The following is a 25,158-nucleotide window of genomic DNA, read 5'->3' as shown; positions in this document are numbered from 1 at the left end:
GTAATGTTTCTTTGACCAGTACTCCTCGATCTTTCTCACCGACGTATAAAATGTTCAAGCGATTTTTATTTAGCAAACCCTTTACTGTCTGCTTGATACGCTCTGTTGCCTCTTTTGACTTATCGGATTGTAAAGCAGCACGAATGTCTTTCAAAAAAAGGAATTGATCCATTCCACTAATCAGTTCATTTAATTTGGCTGAAGATTTCACTTGACTCAAGGCCCGGTTTGCAGCTAGAACATGGGAACTAGAATTAATGCGTCGTTCGAAATTAGAAATCAGCTGTTGAGTGATTTTCAAAATATCATCTTTATTTTCAAATTGCGTGTGGCACAGGATTTCTTGCATTAATGAGACCAGTTCCTCAAAAGAAGATTCCAAAGATTTTCCGCGTAAAAATAAAATAAGGCTTTAGTTGACCTGCTTTATCTTCATAAATATCAATCTTTCCGTAAATACCGCCTGTGTACAGATCTTTTTGACGCTGCAAAGTTGCGACATCATATTTCTTAGTGTCTAGCTTCCCAAGAAGATGACTCAATAAACCCAACCACTGATATTCTTCAGCTGCAACATCTTTCAAATCAATATACAAACTAAGGTAGTCAATGCCGGAAGTGAATTGTTCAGCCTGATAAAAATGAGTTCCCTCATTAAAAGGAATTTCCGTTAGTGGATACTCTTCTACCTGTGTGCTTAAATCTTCTTTCGTCAGTGTTGGAATCTTTGCTAGATCTTCCGGTTTATCCGGCGCTTCTTGACGCTTGATCAACTCTTGTGTTTTAGCTATCATTTTGTCGATTTCTTCTTTAGATAGATTAGCTTTATATTCTTGCAATTGCTGATGAGTTTTCGCTTCAAATTGATCGCTTTTACCCGGTTCAGCTTTTAAAATCACTGCAGTACGCAAAGGATTGTATACTAGTTTTTCTTTGATCAGTTGCTCAAAATACCCCTTACCTGCCAATTCTGCTAGTTCTTTCAAATAACCTGAAAATTGCAAGTTCACATAAGGACTCTTGTCATACAACCAGGATTGATAAGCATTAATGGCATAAATGACTCCACGTGGGTTGTCTTCCGAAATAGCCGCTTCTTTCGTTTGAAAAGTAATTTTATTCAACGCTGAATCAATCAGCCCTTCATCGATTCCTTCAGTCATTAACTGTTTTAAAGTCTCTTGAACAACTTCTTTGAATCGAGTCATCTTAGAGGCATCAGAATATTTAGCAGTGATCATAAACCCCGTTGGATAGCCAAAATCAGCAACGCCACCTATTATGTCCCCACCTATATCCGCATCCAATAAAGCTTTTTTAAGCGGTGATTGATTATTGCCAAATAAAATCTCTTCCAAAACTTCTAGTCCATACATATCCAGTACATCATTCGGTTCAGATACATGCCACCCTAAAGCCAAATAATCTTTTTCCTTCAGGGTTATCTCCTGCAGTTATTGAGTAAGTATCTTCAAATACAGCATCATCAGGAACAGCTGGTTCAAAAGATAAGTCGACTTTTTCACTATGTTTGCCTGCGCCACTGAAATAGTCCTCTAATGCAGCAAAAGTTTCTTTTTTATCAATGTCTCCATATAAGACAGTCAGAGAATTACTTGGGTGGTAATAAGTTTGATGGAACGCAACAAATTCTTCTTGCGTTAAACTAGGGATGGCTTTTGGATTTCCACCAGATTCGTGCCGGTAAATACTGTTGGGGTACAACTGATGAGTCAAATGCTGTTGAACTTGTCTTTCAGGAGAGGCTGTCGCCCCTTTCATTTCATTGTAAACAACCCCTTTATAAATCAGGTCATCTTCTGCTGACTCTAAATGATGATGCCAACCTTCTTGCGCTAATATTTGTGCATTACTGTAAAAGTTCGGCTTAAACACAGCATCTAAATAAACACTCATTAAATGCATAAAGTCTTTTTTATTAGTAGAAGCAACTGGATAAATTGTCTTATCTGAAAAAGTCATTGCATTGACGAACGTATTCAATGACCCTTTGACTAATTCAACAAATGGTTCTTTTGAAGGGTATTTTTCAGATCCATTTAAAACTGAATGCTCTATGATATGAGCAATTCCGTTATCGTTATACGGAGGTGTCTTAAACCCAATCGTAAACGCCTTATTGGAATCGTCATTTGCTAGATAAAGAACCTTGGCTCCTGTCTCAACGTGTTCATAAACGGTTCCCACAGATTGAATATCCGGTAACTCTTGTGTCTCAATTTGCTTAAATGCCATAGAATTCTCCTTTTCCTTATGCGTAATGACTTTATTCTACACCTTGTCCTTATAGTTTATAATACCTAAGGGAACAAATGCTACTTTGATTATTTAACTACCAATTCAAAAGTCCAAAGATTCAACAATAAGCGAATCTCAACAATTGATTCTTTTACAGCTGCATCATCAGAAAATAAAGAAGTAACTGACGATAATCAACAAAGTGCTCAATAAGGTTCCCAGTAAATAGTATTCTGCAAACTGAGGATTTTCTGAAATTTTATTGTACCGAGCAATGGACTTCGCTGTCAGAACAAATCCAATAGCCGTAAATTGATTAGCATACAGCATCAGCAAAATAAAGAAACGTTCAAAAACACCAATCAACGCCCCCGCACTTGGGATACCCTCATCTATTTGATTTTCATTGATTGGGCGATAGTGATTCAATACTTTTTTTATCGTTACACTGCATGGCCGGATCATCACCAATAGAATCAGTATCCATGACAAACTATTTTTCATATCCAAACCTAAACTACTCGACAAGGTTTCTAATCCTGGCATATAGTCAATCTCTATATTAGATACTGTGATATAGACAACTGCCGCAAGTAATACAAGGATGTGTAGCCCTTGATCTACTAGAAAGATAACCGTATCTTTATTATTATGAATGAAAAAGCGATTCGCAAGCAAAAATTTTAGACCATCTATCATGAAATGCAGCACTGAAATCCCTATGACCACTTTTAATAAAGGCCAACTAAAAATAGGAATGATCACGCCTACCATAGTGATCAAATAGATAAAACAATGGAGCACTAATTTCTTACCAAATACATCCTTTTCTCTCGCTAACGCGGACGATTGGAAATAAAAGTCTCCCAAGATATGTCCGATAAATAATACTATCCATACGACTTGATTCAACTATTCATCCTCCTCTATATCCTGAATTAAAAAGTGGCTAGCGTCTCTCAAAGCTGTTTTATAGGTATAATATTTCGCTGTATTCAGAGCTTTATTAACACTAGATTGGCCAATCCCTAATTCTTCAGCTGTCTTATATTGATTTTCTCCATGTGTGAAATAAGCATACATAATTTCTTTTTGTCTAGCAGACCACTTTGATTTCAATGCTGTGGCCAGTGACAGAATAGTATTCAATAGCTGATCTGTTCGTTGGTAGCCTTCTCCGGAACAAATCATCATATTGGTCTCGCTTGTGGTATATTTATTTTCATTTTCTTCAATAGTTTCAATCATTTGCCTTGCGCGGTGGTAGGCTGTGCCATCCATCTCCATAGAATTATCTCGTTGGATCGGTGTACTGATACTGCCTAAGCCAATGCCAAATCGCAATTCAATGGGAGCCATGGCCAATTCGATTTCAAAAATAATGCTTAAAATCACTTGTTTATTTTTTAGTAATCCTTGGAAGCTGTCTCCTAAAGTAATAATGAAATTAGAAGCAATGTCTTCTGCATATTTCTCATTTATTATTTGCAAAATAGAATGAAATTGTTCTTGCACTTCTTTTCGATCCGCAATTTTACGAGAGTCTTTAATATCTCCTATAATGGCTGCATATGGAGTCCTTACAGTTTGTCTGGTCATCTAATCACCTCTTTTTTTGATTATACCATAAGATTCAGTCTTAGATGAATCTTTGTATAAAATTCATCTAAGACTGAATCTTAAGGGTGAGCTTTATTATTTTATTAATTAGCGATAAATTGTTCGATGTAGTTAACCATAATCTAATTATGTTAACTACATCTATACTGTGTTTACGTAAAATAAGCATAAAAATGCTTTGGGAAATTTTAAATACCGTTCAATATACTGCTGAATTAGTATAATTAAAGAAAAAACCAAAATAATTATTTTGGTTTTAAAGTATTTTTGCTATTTTTTTGAGTTAGGACAAAATGTATTTATGAATCATTTTAAGATTTTTTTCGCTTAGTAAACCTTTTAAATTTACTTAAAAAATGATCTTTTTTTGCATCGTCTAATTCTAAGTTTTCTTTTGATAAATCAGTTGTTAAATCAAGTTTTTTATCGATTTTAGCGCCTTTTTTTAGTCGTTCTTGAAATTTTTCTTTCATTAACTGTTCAATATTTTTTAAATCCGGGTATTTTCCATCTTTTTCTCCGGCAGCTATGATGGCTAACACTTCTATATAGCTCATAGAAAGCGCCGTTGTGATGATTGAAGCTGTTGTACCGCTAATTAGTCCTCCAACAATTGTACCCGCTCCAGGAATCATTTTTATCACATTTGAAACGATGTACCTTCCCGCAAATGTAGCTCCCCCAGTCCCTCCTATTGCTGCTACAAGACTTGCAATAGTGGCTTTATCCATTGATATACCAAAAATCGCTGTAATATGGGCCAATAATGTTACTTGCATTGGTACAAGAACGGATGCATCAGAAAAAGGAATCGGTAAAAAACCTACGCCAAATGAAGTAGCGATATATCTTGTCGCCCAACTGCGAGCAGAATTCGCTTTTCGGGCAATATCTACTTGTTGGGCATTGTTAAAAGCCTTTTTTGCTTCTTCTGGTATGATTTCAAAACTTAATTCAAGCAATTCTTTTAATCCAAATGCTGGAATCGACATTTCTTCCGTCAATTTGAAGCTTTCAGCCATCAAAGATACAACACCATAAATCGGTAAATTAAGGTTTTCAATATAGGTTTTAAATGTTGCTGCTGGTTCACCGATTGATTGGGTCAAAACGATCACAACCGGGACTTTTTCACTTAATTCCGTTATAAGTTCAAGTTCTGTTGGTTCTATTCGTGAAGAATTTGCATTAATACAGTAGTAAGCTAGATGAATTTCTCCTTGAACACCTAGTTTTTTATTTTCTTTAATTGTGTCAAAAATTTCACTTTTAATTTCTTTTTGTACTTCGAGACTTAACTCTAGACCTCTAGTATCATATAAAACCAAAGGGACTCCGTCTTTAGAAATCCGTCTTAAATGTTTTGTAATCGGTCTTCCAATACCGGTTAGAGCAAGATTTTCTCTAAACAAATTATTGATTAGCGTACTCTTACCTACCCCTGTCTTACCTACTACCATGATATTGACTGGGTTCATCTTTTTTAGTTCCTCTTCTGTTTTGTTTAAAATATCTTGTACCATATTAAAATTCTTATCTAAATTTTTCATTATAACCTCCGTAGTTTGACTTTACACTGAAATTTAGAACATTGTTAAGGAAGTTTAAATTTAGCATTTCCGTCAAATGTGTCTCCATCTTCCAAATTACCGGCTTCAAATCCGCGTTTAAACCAATCCATTCTTTGCTCAGAAGTACCATGAGTAAAACTTTCAGGAACAACGTATCCTTGTGCTTGTTGTTGGAGACGATCATCACCTACTGCACCCGCAGCGTTGATAGCTTCTTCATAGTCTCCTTCTTCTAAATAGCCTAATCCTTGAGCATAATTTGCCCATACACCTGCAAGATAATCAGCCTGCAACTCAAAGCGAACTTGGTATTTATTGAATTCTGTTTCACTTAATTCATTCCGTAAGATATTTAGCTGCTCTGTCAGTCCTAACTGCGTTTGAACATGATGGCCTACTTCATGAGCAATGACATAAGCCATTGCAAAATCACCTGGAGCGTTGAACTGTTGGCTTAATTCATCATAAAAACTTAAATCAATATACAAATTAGCATCACCAGGACAATAAAATGGTCCCGTTGAAGAACCCGCTACACCACATGCTGATTGAACTGATTCAGAAAATAGCACTAAAGTTGGTTCTTCATACGTATACCCATAGGCTTGAAAAACATCTGTCCAAACCTCTTCAGTATCTGCTAAGACTACCGAGACAAAATCAGCTCGCTCAGATTCGGTCTCAGTCTCTTGATAGGAACCGGTCGCCGTATTCCCACTAGGATCTGATACAACTGAATTTAAAAAATCACCTAAATTTCCACCACTTAAAAAAGTGAATGCCAACAAGATAAGAACTCCGCCTATCCCGCCCCCAACTAACGTCTTACCACCACTGCTTTTTCCTCTACGATCTTCTAAGTTGTCACTTTTTCTTCTGTCTTTCCAACGCATAGTATCACTCCCTCACACATTAAAATTGCTGATACTTAAGACTATCATATCATCTTTTCTACTCAGAACAGAAATGAAAAGCGCTTCTTAAGCGACTTATTAACTAAATTAGATTCAAACACACAAAAAAACCGGTATTAAGCAATCAATCGCTTTAATACCAGCTCTTAAATTTAAGTTACAAGTTTAATTTTTATCATTTTCTTTCAACTGTTCAACTTTAATAGGTTGCCATCCTTGATTGTCTACCCATTTTAAGTAAACACGATAATTTTTGGTTTGACCAGTATCTGAGACAGTAGCGACTACCTGCCCTTCTCCACTATTTTCGACCCACCATTCAATCATAGCTGATTCATCTAATCCTGTAGCATTGGCAGTTGCTTTTTTAATTTCAATACGGTCTTGAGATCCATCGTTAAAATTCGTTGTGTGTTCTCCCTCTTGTTGTGTTTCAACGGGTTTCCAGTCTCCGGTATAGGCTTCTGTTACATTTTCGTCCGTTGGCTCCGTTTCTTTTGTTTCAACAGATTCTGATGATTCACTTTCTGCGGACTCGCTTGACTCACTTTGAGATGTTTCAGATTCAGAACTGCTTTCACTACTTTTTTCAGAATTTTGTACTTCACTTTGAGTTGATTCTTCACTATTTTTTATAACCCTACTTGAACTTTCAGTTGCAACTTCTTGAGGTTTATCTCCTCCACTAAAAAGCGACATGATTAATAATAGGATAACGATCAAAGCTGCAATAATGACTGCAAAAGTCAATATTTTAACCGTTTTTCTTTCTTTGTCATATTTATTTGAACGAGTATTCTTTTTATTGTCTTTAGGCTCTTTCATGTTAATTCTCCAATCTTTTCAATTAAGTTTTATTTCGTTTTTGATATTTTCAAAAAACTTCTTAACTAGTATACCACTTAAATGGATTAAAAACGTTAAGCAAGCATTACTATTCTATTTCGTTTTTTACATTGTTTTGTTTTCAACCGTTGCAAGGTTCGACAGATAACACTATTAACAGTGTTTTAATTGAAAAATCTCATTAGCCATGCTAAACTATAAATGAAAAGAGAGATATGCGTCAACATACCCCTCTTTAGAATAGAACCGTTAAAGACGGCAGCTACTATAGAATATCATACAAAAGTAATCGTCCTACTCGCTAAAGCTTAGACGGTTACTTTTTTTTGTTTGACGAGATTTTTAAAACAAGAGTTGCAAAAGCTAATGCAAACATCAGTGCCTCATAAATGCTCATGAGTTTTCCTTTCTAGGGAAAGCCCAAACAAAAAACATTGGCATCACCCCTTTTTATAAGAGTTAGCCACCGCCTTAAACTTTTCTACGCTTTAAATTGTACCATATATACTAGCTAAAAAAACACTAACAAACAAACACTAGTTCTTTTTACTGACAAGATTTGATTATCTTTCATTATCTATTATACTAATAAGGTGAATAATAAAATTTGAAACACAGATTGGAGACAAAACAATGACTCAAAAGATTCGTATAGGCTTGGTTGGATATGGAAACATCGGCAGAGGTGTTGAGTTAGCAATTAATCAATTTCCTGATATGGAAGGTGTGGCTGTTTTTACTAGAAGAAACCCAGCAGAAGTAAAATCAATGCTTCCTGCAGTAAAAATTGAAAATATCCTAGAGTACAAAAATGCTATCGATGTTTTAATTTTATGTGGTGGATCAGCTACGGACTTACCTGAACAAGGGCCAGAACTAGCAAAATACTTTTCAACGATTGATAGCTATGATAACCACGGAAAGATACCAGCTTATTTTGCAGATATGGATACGGCTGCTAAAAGTGGTCAAAATGTCAGCATTATCTCTGTAGGTTGGGATCCAGGTTTATTCTCAATTAACCGAGCATTATTTGAAGCTGTTCTTCCTGTAGGACAAACATATACTTTTTGGGGTAAAGGATTAAGCCAAGGCCATTCTGATGCTATTCGACGGGTAACTGGCGTGAAAAAAGGTGTTCAATACACTCTGCCATTAGATAAAGCGTTAGAAGAAGTTCGCAAAGGTTTGAATCCTGAATTATCTACTCGCGAAAAACACATGCGCATTTGCTACGTAGTTTCTGAAGATGGCGCAAATCAAACAGAAATAGAACAAACAATCAAATCAATGCCAAATTACTTTGAACCTTATGAAACAGTGGTTCATTTCATTGACGAAGAACAATTTGAATCAGATCACCAACAAATGCCACATGGTGGGTTTGTTATCCGTACGGGTGAATCTGAAACTGGAAGCAAACAAAAAGCTGAATTCCAGCTTGAATTAGAAAGCAATCCAGAATTCACGTCTTCTATTCTAGTGGCTTATGCAAGAGCTGCCGTTAAGTTTAAAAATGAAGTTAAAACCGGTGCATTTAGTGTCTTAGATGTTCCTATGGCTTATTTATCAGATAAATCTTCTGAACAACTGAGAAAAGAATTATTATAAGAGAAAAATCCATTAGAAAGCCACCGGCTTCTAATGGATTTTTTTTTATTTTTGAGTTCTAAATTTCTTTAATGGTCGTGCGATAATTGGTGCAATAATGGCAGCGGCTATCGCCTCTCCTATCCCACTTGTTAAAACAACTGTTCCTAATACACCTAAAAGATTTGAATAATCAACTTTTAAAAGTGCCGCATAGGTTTCTCCATAGATAAGATATATCAGTCCTAAAACTAAAATCGTATTGGTCAATGAAGCTAAAACAGAAGAAAGAATCATTGCTGTTGAATCCTTTTTAAATCTCTTTCTACATACGTTATAAACATAGCCAGCCACGAAGCCGACCATAATACGAGGGAAAATCGCAATAATGGGATTTCGCCATAAAAAATAATCAAATGGTGAAGCAGGCAGTGTAAAAGCTTTGACCATTCGTGTGATACCCCAAACGGAACCAATAATCATACCATCTTTTGTCCCGAGTGTAAGAGAAACAACAATAACAGTAATATGAATTATGGTAGGATTTAAAGGAGGTATAGGAATATACCCCAGTAATGGAACAAAATTTTGAATAATAACAATTGCTGTAAGAATACCTAAAATAGCTGTTCTATAAGCGCTTTTATTTTTTTGGTACACCTGAATCCCTTCTTTCTATCTAAAAAACGATTATCTGTATACTCTGTTATTTTACATTATATTATTAAAAATATCATTATAAATTTCTTTTCTTTTTCTTAAAAGATACACTTGTTATTTTTATATTAGAGCTTATGTATTTATCGTGTGAATAGGTCACTTCAGTTAATGAATGATCATTCACCCTAGACTAGCCTTTTTAAGGAGCCGTTATTTTTAGAAAAAAAAAGAGGCTGGGACAAAACTACTTTTGTGAAAAAAGTAGTCCCACTTTCGTTTGTTTTGATAGAGATATAGAAAATACACTCCCACTACTGAACAAAATAGTTCATAGTTTTGGGAGTGTATTTTTTTGAGAGACCTTTTGTCCCAGCCTCTTTAATCCTTAATAAATGGTTAAGTTTATGCGAAAGCCGCAATATATTGTTTCATATACTCAGGTAGATCTGGAGGTCTACGACTTGAAATAATGTGACCATCTGTTATAGCAGGAACATCATGCCAAATGGCCCCAGCATTCGTCATATCGTCTTTTATCCCTGGTGTGCTCGTAACATTTACACCATTAAGAATTCCTGCCGAAATCAATACCCAACCAGCGTGACAAATTTGTCCAATGGGTTTCTTTTGTTGATCAAAATATTGAACAAACTCAATAACCTTAGGAAAGCGTCTTAGTTTATCCGGTGACCATCCTCCAGGAACTAAAATACCATCGTAATTCTCTTTGATAATGTCTTCAAAACTATAATCAGAAGTGACAGGCACACCGTACTTTCCATGATAAACAGTTTCTTTTTTTTCAGCAACTAAATGAACAGTTGCACCAGCTTCTCTTAAACGTAAAACAGGGTACCATAACTCTAAATCTTCAAAATCATCACTAACTAAAGCAATAATCTTCTTATTTTCTACAGTCATTTTTAGTCCTCCTTCAATCTTTCAATTTGTCCATATGCTTAGTTTATCAATTCTACTATTAGAGAGCAACTATCCCGTTTACTTAAACGTGATCTTCAATAAACTCGTCCATTAACTCGCGAACGGGCTCACTACCATAGTCATTAATAAAATCTTCCATTATTCCTAAAAAGATGCTCCCTTTTTTAGCTGTTCCATCACTTTCATCTTCAAAAAAGCGAATAAAGTAATTTCGATAATTTTTATATCCATCTACAAAACCCAGGCTTTTAATAAAGCGATTTTCTTCAAGTTCTGCTTCTAACTGAATATCTTGTTCTTTAAGTTCTTCACTCTGACGAATGACAAGTTCTATTAAATCTTCTTTTGATAAAGCATTAAGTGTTTTTGAATCCATTTAGTTGTCTCCTTTGTATATTGACTCTCTCGTAATTGTAGATGGTTTATATCTAATTGTAAAATTCTACTACTTCACTAATTGAAAAGATTGGATACTGCGGTTCACTCTACCCATCAGTACCAATAAAAGTTGCTTCTCATCAGCAGGCCAACTTTTAAAGATTAAACTATAGGCTTTTTCGAGCTCAAATGAAATGGTTAATATAAGTTGTTGGGATTCAGAAGGTAAAGATACATAAGTAAAACGTTTATCCTTTCCTGATTCCTTCATTACAAAACCCTTTTTTTCCAAATTTTTAACTTGTCTGCTTAAAGTTGATTTGTCTAATCCAGAATGCTCGGCCAATTCATTTAAGGATATTTTTTCGTCTTTAATAAATGATAGAACAGCAAAACCTGACTTAGTGACGTTGTATTTAGCAAATACTTGTTTTTCTAAGTTTGAAAAATTTTGGTTAAATTCAGTGAAACGTTGAATAAGCGAATGGATGGGTATTTCTGGTTGATTCCTCATCAAAACCTCCTATATCAATGTAGTTGTATGGTGCAACTATTATACATGTAGTATACAACTAACGCCTTAAAATGTACAGAAAACAAAAAAAGTTCAAGATTAACTCTTGAACTTTTTTGCAGATTAATGAGTTTTTAGTTTAACGACTTAATAAAAGTTCATCTGGTAATTGACCAGCTCCACCGTCTTCATCCGTAGCTGTTTGAAATAGAACTAGAACATCTGCTACTGTTAAATTCTTTTTCTCTTCACCAGATAAATCTACAATAACTTGTCCGTTGTCTAACATAACTAATCGATTGCCATACTTTAATGCGTCATTCATATTATGAGTAATCATTAAAGTAGTCAACTCTTCTTGTTCAATTCGTTTACGAGTAATTTCTAAAACAATTTTAGCTGTTTTTGGATCTAGTGCTGCAGTATGCTCATCTAACAATAATAAATCGGGTTTATTCATTGTTGCCATCAAAAGAGCAATGGCTTGTCGTTGTCCACCAGATAATAACCCCATTTCATTATCCAAACGATTTTCTAATCCTAAACCTAATTCGCCTAAAATACTTTTAAAATAAGCGCGTTCCTTCTCTGTTGTACCTTTTCGCAAAGAACGTTTCTTTCCCCTACGATAAGCAATAGCCAAATTTTCGCCTACAGTCATCCGAGGAGCGGTTCCCATGACAGGATCTTGAAAGACACGTCCGATAAAGCCCGCACGTTTTTCTTCTTTCAAAGCAGTCAAATTTTTATCTCCTAACATAATGGATCCTTTATCAATCATAAAGTTCCCAGCAATACTATTCAGTAGGGTAGATTTACCAGCTCCATTCCCCCCAATAATAGTAATGAAGTCCCCCTTTTTTACTTCTAAATCCAACTGATTTAACACGGTATTTTGATTGGCTGTTCCTTTATTGAACTGCTTAGTGATTCCTTTTAAAGATAAGACAGGTGTATTACTCATATTACAACAGCTCCTTTTTTTGAAAGAAATTCAAATTATATTTGGTGCGTATGCTAGGCAATGCCAGACACACAGCTAAAATGATAGCTGAAATAAGTTTCAAATCATTTGGTTGTAGACCAATCAATAAGACGAACATGATAATGAAACGGTAAATAATTGCTCCTAATATGACACATATCAGACGATTGACAAATGATAGGTTTCCAAAAATAACTTCCCCAATAATGACAGACGCTAAACCAATAACAATTGTACCAATTCCCATACTGATATCAGCATATCCGTTATCTTGAGCAATCAGCGCACCAGCCGCAGAAATCAAACCATTTGAGAGCATAAGTCCCAATATCTTCGTTTGATTCGTAGAAATTCCTAACGAACGTGCCATCTTTTCATTATCACCTGTAGCGATAACAGCTTGTCCAAGTTCTGTTTTGAAAAACAAGACTAGTAATGTAATGACACTAACGACAATAATAATTCCCATAAATATGGTATCAAATTGACTTGGCAAGGTAAAACGTTCGAAAAGATCCGTTACTTTTTCTTCTCCTAGTAAACTTAAATTAGCCCGACCCATGATTCGTAAATTAATAGAATACAATCCAGTCATCGTCAAAATTCCAGCTAGTAACCCAGGAATATGTGCTTTTGTAATTAGAAATCCTGTAATGGCTCCAGCTAAGGCTCCGATTACAAATGCACTAGCAGTCGCAACTAAAGGATTTACACCTGAAATAATGAGTTGAGCACATACAGCGCCTCCTAAAGGAAAAGAACCTTCCGCAGTCATATCCGGCAAATCTAAAATCCGATAGGTAATAAAAATGCCTAAAGCCATCATTCCCCATAACAACCCTTGTGCTGTTGCTGTAACAATTAAATCCATTTGATTTCCTCCACTCTCATTAACTAAATTAATCGTTTATTTTACTTGCTCTAATAACTGGGTTGGAATCGTAATGCCAAGTTGTTTGGCTTTTTCTTCATTTATAATAACTTTACCTTGATCTAAATACTGAATAGGCGTAGTTGCTGGCTCTGACTCACCATTTAAAATAGCCACAACCATTTCTCCTGTTAAACGACCTAATTCGTACTGATCTAATCCAACAGTAGCTAGACCTCCCTCTTCAACCATCGTATCTACAGCTGGGAAAATCGGTATGCCGTTCGAATCTGCAGCTGAAACCAACGTATTCATTGCACTAGCTACTGTATTATCAGTCGGTACCCAAATAGCATCTACTTGTGAAGCTAATGTAGCCCCAACTTGCGAAACGTCATTTGTAGAAGAAACTGTCATAACCTGGGTATCCAATCCCATTTCACGCGCAATTTCAATCGCTTGATCAGCTTGTACAATTGAATTATCTTCACTTGAAGAATACAAAATACCAATCGTTTGAGCTTCTGGTAAGATTTCTTTGATTAAAGCGAATTGTTCTTTGATAGGTGTCAAATCGCTCACACCGGTTATGTTTCCACCAGGTGTTGCATTACTTTTAACCAATCCCGAGCCTTCAGGATCAGTAACTGCACCTAACACAATTGGAATCTCTTGTGAGCTGTTAGCTAATGCTTGGGCGGAAGGCGTTGCGATTCCAACCATAACATCCGCCCCTCTACTGACAAAACGAGCACTCATTGAATTTAGATTGCTTTGATCTCCTTGAGCATTTTGGAAATCTAATGTCATTGTTTCTCCATCGATATAGCCGGCTTCATTTAATGCATCTACCGTACCCTGATAGATTAGATCAAGTGCTGGGTGACTTGTCAGTTGCAAAATACCAACCATCGGCTTACTATCTTTTGTTGGGGCTGTTTCATTTGAAGAAGTAAAAAACGCAACTGTTAAAAGTGCCGTCAAACAAATAATGAAACCTATCATTTTTTTCATTTCTTTTATCCTCCAGTAATGATTTAGTGTTAGTCAAATTTTTTAGTACATTCGCCATCGTTTCTTTTCCATAATATGTACTCACCTCAAATTAGATTAATAAAAAAAACAGCTACCACAAAAATGCGTGGAAGCTGTTTTTATGCAAAACAAAATCCACATAGAAATAGAATCAAATACTCTCTCTATGCGGATTGGAAGTCTAGCCTATCTTCAAATAAACCAACATAGATGCATACATTCAGTGTACTGAAGGCTGCATCTATGAGCGTTCTCATTGATCAACCTATCTATCTTGGCTTTGCCAACTGCTATTCAATTGTCCATTAGATAAGGTCATTAGCATCATAAGAACTCCTTTGTTGTTTTTCTATTACGATAATCTTACTAGTTGTCTGTTTATGTGTCAAGTAATAAATGAGAATTTAATTACAGTTTATTATTTTGATGTGTAGATGGGCCGATTATTTATAGGTTGCAAAGGTCTATTGGTTTTGCCAACATTTCGTTTAAAGGCTTGTAGTAACCCCTGACGCATGAAGGTTTGATTACGGAATACAATCCATTCGACTGGTCCAGAGCTTGGAGGGGTCGTCAAGGATCCTGTGTAGTGATAGAATTCTTTACTCTTAGGGAGCAATCTGTCTAGTTCTATTGGAACCGTCAATCCTCTTTTTACTACACGTGGATTTAAGGCTCTTTCATCTACTGCCGCAAACACTTTATTCATCGGTCGTTCAGACGGCAAAACAGTCACTCCTACAACGAGAAGTTCATTTTTTGCAGAACGGTGAACCAAATGGAATTCTAACGGAAAGGATTCATGGTTGATGACATGCTCACTAGGTAAATGAAAGTGCAAGTCTTCCAAAAAGTATTTTTTATGATTAAATGTAATCGTGTTTAAATTTTCATTAGTTTTTGGCACTAGATGTACGGTATGGTTAAAAAATGACGTTTCAAATAGTGTTTTATTGTAGTTAAACGTCAGTAACTGCTGTGAGATTGTCAACTTTATTTGATCGTCATCTAAAGCAATTGGAGATTGTAAACTTTCTGTTTCTGCTTGATAAAAAGCTGAGCAAATCGTTTTCCAATTGTCCGGCCCTCTATCTCCTTGGTAGTTCCATTCCATGTGTTTCCCTCCTAAAGTTTTCAAGAACTATTGTAACTTTTTTAGCAAAAAATTTGCAACTAATTCGCTCTAATTTTCTACTAACAATTTCTGAACAAAAAATGGTATAATTACAAATACAGCACTAATAGAAGTTAATTATCCTATTAGTCGACTAGAATCGATTGAAATAATTGAGAATGAAAGAAGGAAAACACATGTCATTTGATGGTATTTTTACCCATGCAATGGTGAATGAATTAAGCCAAGCATTACAGAATGGACGAGTGTCAAAAATCCATCAACCTTATCCTAACGAAATAGTTGTTGTTATGCGAGCCAATGGAAAAAACCATAAATTACTCTTGTCTGCTCATCCAAGCTATGCACGTATTCAACTAACCGAGATTCCTTATGAAAATCCGAGTTCTCCGCCCAATTTTTGTATGATTATGAGGAAACATCTTGAAGGGGCTATTTTAGAAGATATTCAACAAGTTGGTAACGACCGTGTCATTCATTTTAGATTTAAAAGTCGCGATGAAATCGGAGATGTTCAAAATGTTATTTTAATTGTCGAATTAATGGGTCGACACAGTAACATTTTACTTATTGAGCAAGATACACAGCGTATTTTGGATACAATTAAACATGTCCCGACAAGTCAAAATTCATATCGCTTCATCATGCCAGGTGCTACCTATCAAGCGCCACCTCACCAAGATAAATTGAATCCCTTTGAAACAAGTAGTTCTGAACTAGCAGAGTTAATGACGGCTTTTGAAGATCCAGATTTATCATACGAAAAAAGATTGCAGCATGTCTATCAAGGTATTGGTGCAGACACAGCTAAAGAACTCATGTACCGCAGTGAAAATAATATTCAGAACGTATCTGTTTTATTTGATTCATTCATGGATAGTATTCGCAAAGGTTCTGTTTCACCAACGTTGACACTAGGTTCTAAAAAAGAATTTTTCACTCCCCTTCCTTATCTAAGTATTGAAGGAGAACATGTTGGTTACTCAACGTTGAGTGAATTGTTAGATAAGTACTATGAAAGTAAAGCCGATAGAGACCGTGTCAAGCAACAGGGATCAGATCTCATTCATTTAATTCAAACGGAACTTCAACGCAATAAGAAAAAAATGAAAAAACTTAAAAATACATTAGATGAAACTGAATTAGCCGACGATTACAGAGTTCGAGGCGAATTGTTAACAGCTTATCTTTATACCATGACCAAAGGCCAAAAAGAAGTTACATTAACGAATTTTTATGATGACGAGAAACCTATGACGATAACGCTTGATCCTAGAAAAACACCTTCTCAAAATGCACAAAAGTATTTTTCAAAGTACCAAAAACTAAAAAATGCTATTGCTTTTGTAAACGAACAAATGCGCTTGACTAGTGAAGAGATTGATTACTTAGAATCTGTTTCAACACAAGTTGAGTTGGCTACACCAAAAGATATTGCGGATATTAAAGAAGAATTGATTCAACAAGGATACATGAAGAAAAAGAAAACCAAGAAAAAACAAAAACAAGCAAAATTAAGTCAACCGGATCAATATTGTTCTACAGACGGGACAATGATTTTAGTTGGGAAAAATAATTTGCAAAATGACCAATTAACTCTTAAAACAGCACGTAAGTCAGATATTTGGCTCCACACAAAAAACATTCCCGGCTCGCATGTCATTATCCAATCAGCTGACCCTAGTGAAGAAACGATTCTAGAGGCTGCTAATATTGCTGCTTATTTCTCTAAATCGCAGTTATCTGCCTCTGTTCCGGTAGATTATGTTGAAGTGAAGAAAATTCGCAAACCGAATGGAGCTAAACCTGGCTTTGTCATCTATGAAGGTCAACATACTGTTTTTGTAACTCCGGATAAGGACTTGGTTAATCGATTGAAAGTCTAAGAACTACAATTTCAGTTAAATAAAAGTAACGCATTGCCTGAATTTAACAGGTATGCGTTACTTTTTTTTAGTTAATAGACCAGTGTTCTGGGTCTTTTTTCCATTCTTTTAAGAGGGCTAATTCTGATGCATCAATGTAGCCTTTTTCTAAAGCGACATCAATTAAATTAGAATAATTAGTCAATGTCTTTAATGAAATATTTTGGTTACTGAAATTTTTAATTCCTTGCGGCAGCTCATAGGTGAAGATTGCTGCAACACCTAAAACGTCAGCTCCCTCATTAGTCGCCGCTTGTGCCGCTTCAATAACACTACCACCGGTAGAAATTAAATCTTCAATCACAACTATCTTCTGATGTTGTGTTAGTCGTCCTTCAATTTGATTTCCTTTGCCATGGTCTTTCGCTTTGCCTCGTATATACACCATCGGTAAGTCCAATAATTCGGCTACCCATGCTGCATGAGGAATACCTGCTGTAGCTGTTCCAGCAATGACTTCCACAGCTGGGTAATGCTGTTTAATTAATGCTGCTAAACCATTTGCTATCTCCCGTCGGACTGCGGGATAACTCATGGTGATGCGGTTATCACAATAAATCGGACTTTTCATTCCGCTTGCCCAGATAAATGGCTCTGTTGGATTAAGACTCACTGCCTTAATGGTTAATAATTTCTCAGCAATTCTCTTTTCGTTCGTCATTTATTTATCCACTCCGTTCCATTGCTCTTTTATTGTCCGATAAGCCGCTAATGGATCATCAGCTTGTGTGATAGGACGGCCGACAACAATATAGGATGCGCCTTCTTTCTTAGCCATAGCAGGCGTCGAAATGCGTTTTTGATCTCCTACATCGGTTCCAGCTGGACGTATTCCTGGAGTGACACATAAAAATTCTTTTCCAGTATTTTCTTTTATTTTACGTGCTTCTAATGCAGAACACACCACACCGTCTAACCCAGCTAACTGAGTTAATTTGGCGTAATGGATCACACTTTCCATCAATGGAACAGCAATCAGTTGTTCTTGCTGCATAGCAAGTGGCGTTGTCGAAGTCAATTGTGTGACAGCAATCAGCTTCGGTCGCTTTTTACCAGTTGGTGTGCCTGAAAGAATCCCTTCCATCGCGGCTTCCATCATGTCTTGGCCACCCGCTGCATGAACGTTGAGCATATCGACCTCTAATGCTGTAAGTCCCTTCATGGAACGTTGAACTGTATTGGGAATATCATGTAGCTTTAAATCCAAAAAAACATCATGGCCTAATTGTTTAAGATGCGTGACTATTGCTGGCCCATTTTGATAAAACAGTTCCATACCTACTTTAACAAATAAAGATTCGCCGTTAAACGTGCTTAAAAACGCGTCAACTTGAGACACCGTAGCGAAATCTAAAGCAATAATGGGTCTAGTTATCATTTTTTTGACCTTCCTTTACTTCTTTAATCAATGCTTTGATGGATGCAATCCCCAACTCATCCATTCGTTTAGGTAAAGCTTCAATCAACTCTTTGCAAATCATTGGGTTGGCATAATTGGCCGTCCCAATTGCAACCGCACTAGCACCCGCTAAGAACATTTCAAGCACATCATCAACTGTCGAAATACCGCCCATTCCAATAATCGGAATCGAAACTGCACGAGCGACTTGATAAACCATCCGAATAGCAATCGGTTTAATAGCTGCACCAGAAAGTCCGCCAGTCTTATTCGCTAAGACTGGTTTTCTACTTTCGAGATTGATGCTCATTCCTAGCACCGTATTAATCATACTGATGCCATCCGCTCCTGCTTTTTCAGCGGCTTGGGCGATTGCAACGATATCTGTTACATTTGGAGTCAATTTGATATAAATGGGAACCGTAGCAACAGCTTTTACGGCTTTTGTTATATCATAAACCAATTCAGGACTCGCACCAAAAGTTAATCCGCCTTCTTTCACATTTGGACAAGAAACATTTATTTCAAGTGCGCGTACAGTGGGCGATTGGCACAATCTTTTTGTAACTTCACAATACTCTTCAATCGTTGTACCAGCTACACTTGCTATTACCGGTGTATCAAATCTTGCTAATGCCGGTAATTTTTCAGTAACAATCACATCTACGCCTGGATTTTTTAGCCCTACCGCATTCAGTACACCCGTTTCTGAGTGATGGTACTGAGGATACGCATTTCCTACTCGTGCATCAATAGTCGTTGATTTAATGACAATGGCACCTAATAGATTATAGTCATACTTGTCCAGGTGAAGTTCTCCAAATCCAAATGTTCCACTGGCTGGCATAATGGGATTTTTCAATTCTAACCCTGGTAGGTTTACTGCTAAACGATTCATTTGTTGGCCTCCACGTCGTTTTTTTGTTTGATTGAGCTTGTTGCTTTATCCCTATTACAGTGGGTTAGTCATAAGGTTACGAGATTCAAGTACATTTAGAATAGCTGATACCGTATCAAGTGACGTCAATAATGGAATGCCTTGCTCAATCGCAGCTTTCCGAATAACTTTCCCGTCGTTTACTACTCCGATTCCAATGGTCATGGTGTTGATTACTAGTTGAATGTCATTGCCTTGAATAAGATCCAATACGGTTTCGTCTTCCTCGTGTTGGATTTTTGCAACGATTTTTACCGGCAATTGATGTGCTGCAAAATACTGACCTGTTCCTTCCGTTGTCACGATGGTATACCCAATCTCATGAAACCGTTGCGCTAATAGGAGGGATTCTTCTTTGTCCTCATCAGCTACAGTAAACAAGACCGTCCCGTGATCGTGCAAATGCAAGTAACTTCCTTCGAATGCTTTATAAAGAGCTTTTGCTAAAGTCGTATCGCTTCCCATGACTTCTCCTGTAGATTTCATTTCAGGACCTAACAAAGCATCAACCTTTTGTAATTTGGTGAACGAGAACACAGGAGCTTTAACATGTATTAAAGCAGATTCTTTATATAAGCCGTCCGCATATCCTTGTTCCTTTAAAGATTGGCCTAAAATTGCTTTGGTAGCTACTTGAGCCATCGGTATACCGGTCACTTTGCTTAAGAACGGTACTGTACGACTGGCACGCGGATTAACTTCGATGACATAGACCGTATCTTCATGAATCACAAACTGAACATTCATCATTCCTAAGCAATTTAAGCCAAGAGCTAAACGAGTGGTGTAGTCAACAATGGTCTCTTGAATTTCTTTTGATAAGGATTGAGGTGGGTAAACGGCCATCGAATCGCCAGAATGGACACCTGAGCGTTCAATGTGTTCCATAATGCCAGGAATAAGGACCGATTTCCCATCACATATCGCATCTACTTCCACTTCTTTTCCTACTAAATACCGATCAATCAAAACGGGGTGTTCTGGAGAAGCTTTTACAGCATTTCGCATATAGTTTTCTAAATCCGGCTGTGTATCGACAATTTGCATACCACGTCCGCCTAAAACGTAACTTGGACGAACCAATACGGGGTAGTTGATTCGGTCTGCGATAACGACAGCTTCTTCTGCCGTTGTAGCCGTATCTCCTAGAGGTTGCGGAACATTGAGTTCATTCAACGCTTGCTCGAATAAATCACGGTTTTCGGCGCGATCTAAATCTTCGACACGAGTTCCTAATAACGTTACGCCCATTTTAGTTAACGGTTCTGCTAAGTTGATAGCTGTTTGTCCGCCAAATTGAACAATTACACCAACCGGTTTTTCTAAATGAATGACATGCATGACGTCTTCTAAAGTCAAAGGTTCAAAATACAATTTATCTGAAATGGAAAAGTCAGTCGAAACGGTTTCAGGATTGCTGTTCATAATAATCGCTTCGTAGCCCGCTTGTTGAATAGCTTTAACCGAATGAACGGTAGCATAATCAAATTCCACTCCTTGTCCGATTCTAATGGGACCGGATCCTAAAACTAAAACCGATTTCTTGTCGGAAACGATACTTTCATTTTCTTCTTCATACGTACTGTAAAAGTAAGGTGTATTGGATTCGAACTCTGCCGCACAAGTATCGACTGTTTTATAGACTGGGACAATGTCATTTTCGTAACGGATGTTACTAACGTCTCGTTCAGTCATCTCCCATAGCTGGGCAATCGCTTTATCCGAAAAGCCGTACTCTTTAGCTGTAGCCAGTATAGTAATATCTTTCACCTGTTGCTTCAGTTCTGCTTCTATTTCTACGATGTGCAACAATTTGTCTAAGAAAAACAAATCAATTTTCGTTAAATTGGCTAAGTCTTCAATCGTATAGCCGCGTCTAATTCCTTCTACCAAATAGAACAACCGGTCATCTTCAGCTTTAATCATTTTTTCGATTAAAGCTTCATCTTTTGCCAGGGAAGCTTCTTCTAACGAGACATGAGATACCCCAATTTCCAATGAACGTACGGCTTTTAATAAAGCTTCTTCTAATGTCCGTCCGATAGCCATAACTTCTCCTGTGGCTTTCATTTGGGTTCCTAAACGACGGTCGCCTTGTTCAAATTTATCAAATGGCCAACGTGGAATTTTGGCAACGACATAATCAAGTGCTGGTTCAAACTCAGCATATGTTGTTCCAGTTACTGGATTCTTCATCTCATCCAGCGTTAACCCAACGGCAATTTTAGCAGCTAGTTTTGCAATTGGATAACCGGTTGCTTTACTTGCTAATGCAGAAGAACGGCTGACACGTGGGTTCACTTCAATAATGTAGTAATTGAAGCTATGTGGGTCAAGCGCTAATTGAACGTTGCAGCCTCCTTCAATTCCTAAAGCCCGAATAATTTTTAATGACGCATCACGCAGCATTTGGTGTTCTTTATCCGTTAATGTTTGTGTTGGTGCAAAAACGATTGAATCTCCCGTATGAACACCTACTGGATCAAAATTTTCCATGTTGCAGACAACAATTGCATTATCGTTTTTATCCCGCATCACTTCATACTCAATTTCTTTATAACCTGCAATACTGATTTCAACTAAACACTGACTTACGGGAGATAATTTCAAGCCATTAGCTACTGTCTCTTTTAACTCTTCTTCATTATCACAGATTCCGCCGCCTGTTCCACCTAAAGTAAAAGCTGGGCGAACAATGACTGGAAAGCCAACTTTTTCAGCAAATACTGTCGCTTCTGAAACCGTATGGACGATAGCGCTCTCTGGTACGGGTTCATTTAACTCATTCATCAAATTACGGAATAAATCTCTGTCTTCCGCTTGATCAATTGCACTTAATTTAGTCCCAAGCAACTCAATATCTAGTTCCTCAAGGATCCCAGAATTGGCTAATTCCATAGCCATATTTAAGCCCGTTTGTCCGCCTAGCGTTGGGACAATCGCATCTGGTAGTTCCTTACGTAAAATACGCGAAACAAATTCTAATGTAATGGGTTCAATGTATACTTTGTCGGCAATTTCTTTGTCTGTCATGATTGTAGCAGGATTAGAGTTGACCAATACAACTTCATAACCTTCTTCTCTTAATGCAAGACACGCTTGAGTACCCGCGTAATCGAATTCAGCTGCTTGACCGATGACAATTGGTCCTGATCCGATTACCATAATTTTCGTTAAATCTGTCCGTTTAGGCATTCTTATTTGTCTCCTTCCAAGCATCCATTAATTCCATAAATTGATCAAAAAGATGAGCTGCATCGTGTGGTCCTGGTGCTGCATCTGGGTGATATTGGACACTAAATACTGGGTGATAGCGATGCTTAACTCCTTCAACGGTTCCGTCATTTAGTTCAATATGGGTCACAAGTAATTTTTCTTTATCAATGGAATTGGCGTCTACTGCATAGCCATGATTTTGCGAAGTAAAATCAATTCTTCCTGTAGCGATTTCCTTTACTGGATGGTTAAATCCGCGGTGACCAAACTTCATCTTAAATGTCTGGGCTCCATTTGCTAAAGCAATCAACTGATGCCCTAAACAAATACCAAATACTGGCAGTTTCTCTTGGATACCTTGAATCATTGTAAGGACTGTTGGGATTGAAGTAGGGTCTCCTGGTCCATTGGTTAACATCACTCCATCTGGATTTAAACTTAGGATTGTTTCAGCAGTTGTGTTATACGGCAACACCGTTACATGACAATTTCTTTTGTTTAATTCATTTAAGATACTGTGTTTTAATCCAAAATCAACGACCACCACATTCTTACCTTCTCCAGGGCTAACATACGAACGATTCGTGGACACTTGAGCAACTTGATTCACAGGCAAAACAGTGGCTTTCAATTGATCAAAAGCATGTTTGAGATCATCTTCTGCATCAATGATCATGCCGCGCATCGTGCCGTGTTGGCGAATAATGCGGGTCAACTTACGAGTATCTACACCGGCTATCCCAGGAATTTTCTTGATTTTTAAAAATTCATCTAAACTCATTTGGCTTCGCCAGTTAGATGGAACACGAGCAAATTCTTTAACGATCACAGCTTTCGTTGTAGGATCAATGGATTCATAATCCTCTCGATTGATTCCAGTATTGCCAATCAAAGGATAAGTAAAAATGAGCATTTGGCCATTATACGACTGGTCAGTAATGGATTCTTGGTATCCAGTCATGCCAGTTGAAAAAACGACTTCTCCAGTTGCATCATTTGCCGCTCCGAATCCTCGGCCTTTAAAAATGCTGCCGTCTTCTAATATTAATAATCGTTTCATTTATTAGCTCCCTCCTGATAGATCAATTTCCCATCGACAAACGTCATTGTTGTCGTTCCTCTAACAGACCATCCGATAAAAGGAGTATTCGTTGCCATAGAAAGAAAATCTTCAGCTTTAATTTTTTTAGTTGTTGTTAAGTCGAAAAAAGCTATATCGGCTTTTTGACCAACTTCAATTGTTCCGCCTTCTAATTGAAAAACTTTAGCTGGCTTAACCGTCATCCAGTCGATGAGTTGAACTAGCGTTGCGATGCCTGTTTCAACGAGATGCGTGTATAACAATGAAAAGGCTGTTTCACTGCCGACAATTCCAAAAGGCGATCCTACCATGCCCCCTGCTTTTTCTTGTTCACTATGTGGCGCATGATCCGTGGCAATCAAGTCGATCGTACCGTCTAACAACCCCTCAATCAACGCTTCCCGGTCGTCATTTCCTCTTAGCGGAGGATTCATTTTATACAGACTAGAATCAGTAGGAATCGCATCTTCCGTTAACAATAAATGATGTGGTGTCACTTCAGCGGTTACGTTTATCCCCGCGCGTTTGGCATCACGAATGACTCGGACACTTTCTTTCGTTGAAACATGGCAGACATGGTAGTGTGCTCCTGTTGCTTCACTCAATAAGACATCGCGTGCGATTTGACTCGCTTCCGTTACACTAAGAATCCCCGGCAATCCCAATTCTTTATTCCGCCTTCCTTCATGCATCACGCCATCAAATAAAAGCGAATCATCTTCTGTGTGAGCAACGACGATTGTTTGATTCTTAGCCGCTTCTTTCATCGCTTGATACATCGTACCTGCTGACTGAACACCGACTCCATCATTTGTGAAGGCAAATGCTCCCGCATCTAGTAAATCTGTTTGATTGGTTAACGTGTCACTGTGTAAGCCCATCGTAAGAGGCGCATACTGTTTGACTTTTACAACAGCGTCTTGTGCTATTTTTGCTTGAAGAGTTTTCATTTTTTCAGTTGTATCCGGTTCAGGTTGAACATTTGGCATAGCGCAAATAGTTGTAAACCCACCGCGCGCAGCTGCCATTGTTCCTGACTTGATGGTTTCTTTATAAGAAAATCCCGGTTCTCTTAAATGGACATGTACATCAATCAAACCAGGCGTAACTAAGGCGCCTCTTGCATCAATTATTTCGTCAACTTCTAAATTAAGCGAAGCTAGATTCTTTCCCATGGCTTGAATCGTTTCTTGGTTGAGTACTAGCTCAATGGGCACAATTTTTTCTTTTTGATTTAACAACGTAGCATTTTTTATCCAAATCGTCATCTATTCATCTCC

General features: G+C 37.3%; 23 protein-coding genes and 1 pseudogene. 2 read left to right on the top strand and 22 right to left on the bottom strand.

The genetic code is table 11. The features are described from left to right. The 8 genes and pseudogenes from BP18_RS12935 to BP18_RS05950 form a co-directional block, all read right to left on the bottom strand. Positions 1–349: pseudogene (locus tag BP18_RS12935) on the bottom strand (insulinase family protein); the annotation flags it as partial. A 16-nt stretch (positions 350–365) separates the two neighbouring features. Then, the gene (locus BP18_RS12930; protein ID WP_269319403.1) at positions 366–1,421 is read right to left on the bottom strand and encodes an insulinase family protein; all 1,056 of its coding nucleotides are present in this window, start codon (positions 1,419–1,421) and stop codon (positions 366–368) included. Beyond that, on the bottom strand, positions 1,396–2,256 hold the full coding sequence (locus tag BP18_RS12925) for an insulinase family protein (RefSeq protein ID WP_269319402.1): 861 nt from the start codon (positions 2,254–2,256) through the stop codon (positions 1,396–1,398). The genes BP18_RS12930 and BP18_RS12925 overlap by 26 nt, the downstream gene beginning before the upstream one ends. A gap of 168 nt (positions 2,257–2,424) precedes the next feature. Next, positions 2,425–3,171, bottom strand: a complete 747-nt coding sequence (locus tag BP18_RS05970; protein ID WP_029276030.1) for a DUF3307 domain-containing protein — start codon at positions 3,169–3,171, stop codon at positions 2,425–2,427. Further along, complete coding sequence (locus BP18_RS05965; protein ID WP_029276032.1) at positions 3,172–3,858, bottom strand: SatD family protein; 687 nt, start codon at positions 3,856–3,858, stop codon at positions 3,172–3,174. 332 nt (positions 3,859–4,190) lie between these two features. Beyond that, a complete protein-coding gene (locus BP18_RS05960) occupies positions 4,191–5,429 on the bottom strand; it encodes a GTPase (protein ID WP_007722624.1) in 1,239 nt (412 codons plus the stop codon). 44 nt (positions 5,430–5,473) lie between these two features. Then, positions 5,474–6,343 (bottom strand): KPN_02809 family neutral zinc metallopeptidase, encoded by an 870-nt coding sequence (gene ypfJ / locus BP18_RS05955; RefSeq protein ID WP_007722626.1) that lies wholly within the window; start codon positions 6,341–6,343, stop codon positions 5,474–5,476. Positions 6,344–6,529: 186 nt separating this feature from the next. After that, on the bottom strand, positions 6,530–7,189 hold the full coding sequence (locus BP18_RS05950; protein WP_007722628.1) for a YrrS family protein: 660 nt from the start codon (positions 7,187–7,189) through the stop codon (positions 6,530–6,532). Positions 7,190–7,843: 654 nt separating this feature from the next. Between BP18_RS05950 and BP18_RS05945 the strand changes: the two genes are divergently transcribed. After that, positions 7,844–8,821 carry a diaminopimelate dehydrogenase gene (locus BP18_RS05945; protein ID WP_029276034.1) on the top strand — a complete coding sequence of 326 codons (978 nt, stop codon included), beginning with the start codon at positions 7,844–7,846 and terminating at the stop codon, positions 8,819–8,821. Between the two features lie 45 nt (positions 8,822–8,866). Here the strand turns inward: BP18_RS05945 and BP18_RS05940 are convergent, their stop codons facing one another. The 8 genes from BP18_RS05940 to BP18_RS05905 form a co-directional block, all read right to left on the bottom strand. Continuing rightward, positions 8,867–9,460 (bottom strand): ECF transporter S component, encoded by a 594-nt coding sequence (locus BP18_RS05940; protein ID WP_007722632.1) that lies wholly within the window; start codon positions 9,458–9,460, stop codon positions 8,867–8,869. 402 nt (positions 9,461–9,862) lie between these two features. After that, complete coding sequence (locus tag BP18_RS05935) at positions 9,863–10,381, bottom strand: type 1 glutamine amidotransferase domain-containing protein (RefSeq protein WP_007722634.1); 519 nt, start codon at positions 10,379–10,381, stop codon at positions 9,863–9,865. Positions 10,382–10,463: 82 nt separating this feature from the next. Further along, positions 10,464–10,778, bottom strand: coding sequence for a hypothetical protein (locus BP18_RS05930; protein ID WP_007722636.1), 315 nt, complete (start codon positions 10,776–10,778; stop codon positions 10,464–10,466). A gap of 69 nt (positions 10,779–10,847) precedes the next feature. Continuing rightward, a complete protein-coding gene (locus BP18_RS05925) occupies positions 10,848–11,294 on the bottom strand; it encodes a MarR family winged helix-turn-helix transcriptional regulator (RefSeq protein ID WP_007722638.1) in 447 nt (148 codons plus the stop codon). Between the two features lie 139 nt (positions 11,295–11,433). Beyond that, on the bottom strand, positions 11,434–12,258 hold the full coding sequence (locus BP18_RS05920; protein ID WP_007722640.1) for an ABC transporter ATP-binding protein: 825 nt from the start codon (positions 12,256–12,258) through the stop codon (positions 11,434–11,436). 1 nt (position 12,259) lies between these two features. Then, complete coding sequence (locus BP18_RS05915; RefSeq protein WP_007722642.1) at positions 12,260–13,150, bottom strand: ABC transporter permease; 891 nt, start codon at positions 13,148–13,150, stop codon at positions 12,260–12,262. A 36-nt stretch (positions 13,151–13,186) separates the two neighbouring features. Beyond that, the gene (gene trpX, locus BP18_RS05910) at positions 13,187–14,164 is read right to left on the bottom strand and encodes a tryptophan ABC transporter substrate-binding protein (RefSeq protein WP_029277409.1); all 978 of its coding nucleotides are present in this window, start codon (positions 14,162–14,164) and stop codon (positions 13,187–13,189) included. Positions 14,165–14,603: 439 nt separating this feature from the next. Next, complete coding sequence (locus tag BP18_RS05905) at positions 14,604–15,299, bottom strand: carbonic anhydrase family protein (protein ID WP_007722647.1); 696 nt, start codon at positions 15,297–15,299, stop codon at positions 14,604–14,606. Positions 15,300–15,496: 197 nt separating this feature from the next. Here BP18_RS05905 and BP18_RS05900 point away from each other — a divergent pair, with 197 nt between their 5' ends. Then, on the top strand, positions 15,497–17,206 hold the full coding sequence (locus BP18_RS05900) for an NFACT RNA binding domain-containing protein (protein ID WP_029277411.1): 1,710 nt from the start codon (positions 15,497–15,499) through the stop codon (positions 17,204–17,206). Between the two features lie 67 nt (positions 17,207–17,273). Here BP18_RS05900 and pyrE read toward each other — a convergent pair whose 3' ends face one another. From pyrE to BP18_RS05870, 6 genes are read right to left on the bottom strand one after another with little or no spacing between them, the layout of a single operon-like run. Then, positions 17,274–17,906 (bottom strand): orotate phosphoribosyltransferase, encoded by a 633-nt coding sequence (gene pyrE, locus BP18_RS05895; protein ID WP_007722651.1) that lies wholly within the window; start codon positions 17,904–17,906, stop codon positions 17,274–17,276. Beyond that, positions 17,907–18,623, bottom strand: coding sequence for an orotidine-5'-phosphate decarboxylase (gene pyrF, locus BP18_RS05890; protein WP_007722654.1), 717 nt, complete (start codon positions 18,621–18,623; stop codon positions 17,907–17,909). Beyond that, a complete protein-coding gene (locus BP18_RS05885) occupies positions 18,613–19,542 on the bottom strand; it encodes a dihydroorotate dehydrogenase (protein ID WP_007722656.1) in 930 nt (309 codons plus the stop codon). The genes pyrF and BP18_RS05885 overlap by 11 nt, the downstream gene beginning before the upstream one ends. 54 nt (positions 19,543–19,596) lie before the next feature. After that, positions 19,597–22,776 (bottom strand): carbamoyl-phosphate synthase large subunit, encoded by a 3,180-nt coding sequence (carB, locus tag BP18_RS05880; protein ID WP_035050406.1) that lies wholly within the window; start codon positions 22,774–22,776, stop codon positions 19,597–19,599. Beyond that, positions 22,769–23,857 (bottom strand): carbamoyl phosphate synthase small subunit, encoded by a 1,089-nt coding sequence (locus BP18_RS05875; protein WP_029277415.1) that lies wholly within the window; start codon positions 23,855–23,857, stop codon positions 22,769–22,771. The genes carB and BP18_RS05875 overlap by 8 nt, the downstream gene beginning before the upstream one ends. Further along, a complete protein-coding gene (locus BP18_RS05870) occupies positions 23,854–25,146 on the bottom strand; it encodes a dihydroorotase (RefSeq protein ID WP_029277417.1) in 1,293 nt (430 codons plus the stop codon). Before BP18_RS05870 ends, BP18_RS05875 begins: the two co-directional genes overlap by 4 nt. Positions 25,147–25,158 lie beyond the last annotated feature (12 nt).

Source organism: Carnobacterium jeotgali MS3 (assembly GCF_000745125.1).
In the GTDB taxonomy this organism is placed as follows: Bacteria; Bacillota; Bacilli; order Lactobacillales; family Carnobacteriaceae; genus Carnobacterium_B; species Carnobacterium_B jeotgali.
The sequence above is the reverse complement of the archived record's forward strand: the minus strand, read 5'-3'. Positions and strand labels throughout refer to the sequence as shown.

Excerpts from the sequence above, each read along its gene's own strand:
- BP18_RS05945 (WP_029276034.1), top strand. The coding sequence starts at position 7,844 with ATGACTCAAAAGATTCGTATAGGCTTGGTTGGATATGGAAACATCGGC.
- BP18_RS05920 (WP_007722640.1), bottom strand. The coding sequence starts at position 12,258 with ATGAGTAATACACCTGTCTTATCTTTAAAAGGAATCACTAAGCAGTTC.
- BP18_RS05905 (WP_007722647.1), bottom strand. The coding sequence starts at position 15,299 with ATGGAATGGAACTACCAAGGAGATAGAGGGCCGGACAATTGGAAAACG.
- BP18_RS05925 (WP_007722638.1), bottom strand. The coding sequence starts at position 11,294 with ATGAGGAATCAACCAGAAATACCCATCCATTCGCTTATTCAACGTTTC.
- BP18_RS05870 (WP_029277417.1), bottom strand. The coding sequence starts at position 25,146 with ATGACGATTTGGATAAAAAATGCTACGTTGTTAAATCAAAAAGAAAAA.
- BP18_RS12925 (WP_269319402.1), bottom strand. The coding sequence starts at position 2,256 with ATGGCATTTAAGCAAATTGAGACACAAGAGTTACCGGATATTCAATCT.
- BP18_RS05900 (WP_029277411.1), top strand. The coding sequence starts at position 15,497 with ATGTCATTTGATGGTATTTTTACCCATGCAATGGTGAATGAATTAAGC.
- BP18_RS05875 (WP_029277415.1), bottom strand. The coding sequence starts at position 23,857 with ATGAAACGATTATTAATATTAGAAGACGGCAGCATTTTTAAAGGCCGA.
- BP18_RS05965 (WP_029276032.1), bottom strand. The coding sequence starts at position 3,858 with ATGACCAGACAAACTGTAAGGACTCCATATGCAGCCATTATAGGAGAT.
- ypfJ (WP_007722626.1), bottom strand. The coding sequence starts at position 6,343 with ATGCGTTGGAAAGACAGAAGAAAAAGTGACAACTTAGAAGATCGTAGA.
- trpX (WP_029277409.1), bottom strand. The coding sequence starts at position 14,164 with ATGAAAAAAATGATAGGTTTCATTATTTGTTTGACGGCACTTTTAACA.
- BP18_RS05885 (WP_007722656.1), bottom strand. The coding sequence starts at position 19,542 with ATGAATCGTTTAGCAGTAAACCTACCAGGGTTAGAATTGAAAAATCCC.
- BP18_RS05930 (WP_007722636.1), bottom strand. The coding sequence starts at position 10,778 with ATGGATTCAAAAACACTTAATGCTTTATCAAAAGAAGATTTAATAGAA.
- BP18_RS05915 (WP_007722642.1), bottom strand. The coding sequence starts at position 13,150 with ATGGATTTAATTGTTACAGCAACAGCACAAGGGTTGTTATGGGGAATG.
- BP18_RS05960 (WP_007722624.1), bottom strand. The coding sequence starts at position 5,429 with ATGAAAAATTTAGATAAGAATTTTAATATGGTACAAGATATTTTAAAC.
- BP18_RS05950 (WP_007722628.1), bottom strand. The coding sequence starts at position 7,189 with ATGAAAGAGCCTAAAGACAATAAAAAGAATACTCGTTCAAATAAATAT.
- pyrF (WP_007722654.1), bottom strand. The coding sequence starts at position 18,623 with ATGATAACTAGACCCATTATTGCTTTAGATTTCGCTACGGTGTCTCAA.
- carB (WP_035050406.1), bottom strand. The coding sequence starts at position 22,776 with ATGCCTAAACGGACAGATTTAACGAAAATTATGGTAATCGGATCAGGA.
- pyrE (WP_007722651.1), bottom strand. The coding sequence starts at position 17,906 with ATGACGAACGAAAAGAGAATTGCTGAGAAATTATTAACCATTAAGGCA.
- BP18_RS05935 (WP_007722634.1), bottom strand. The coding sequence starts at position 10,381 with ATGACTGTAGAAAATAAGAAGATTATTGCTTTAGTTAGTGATGATTTT.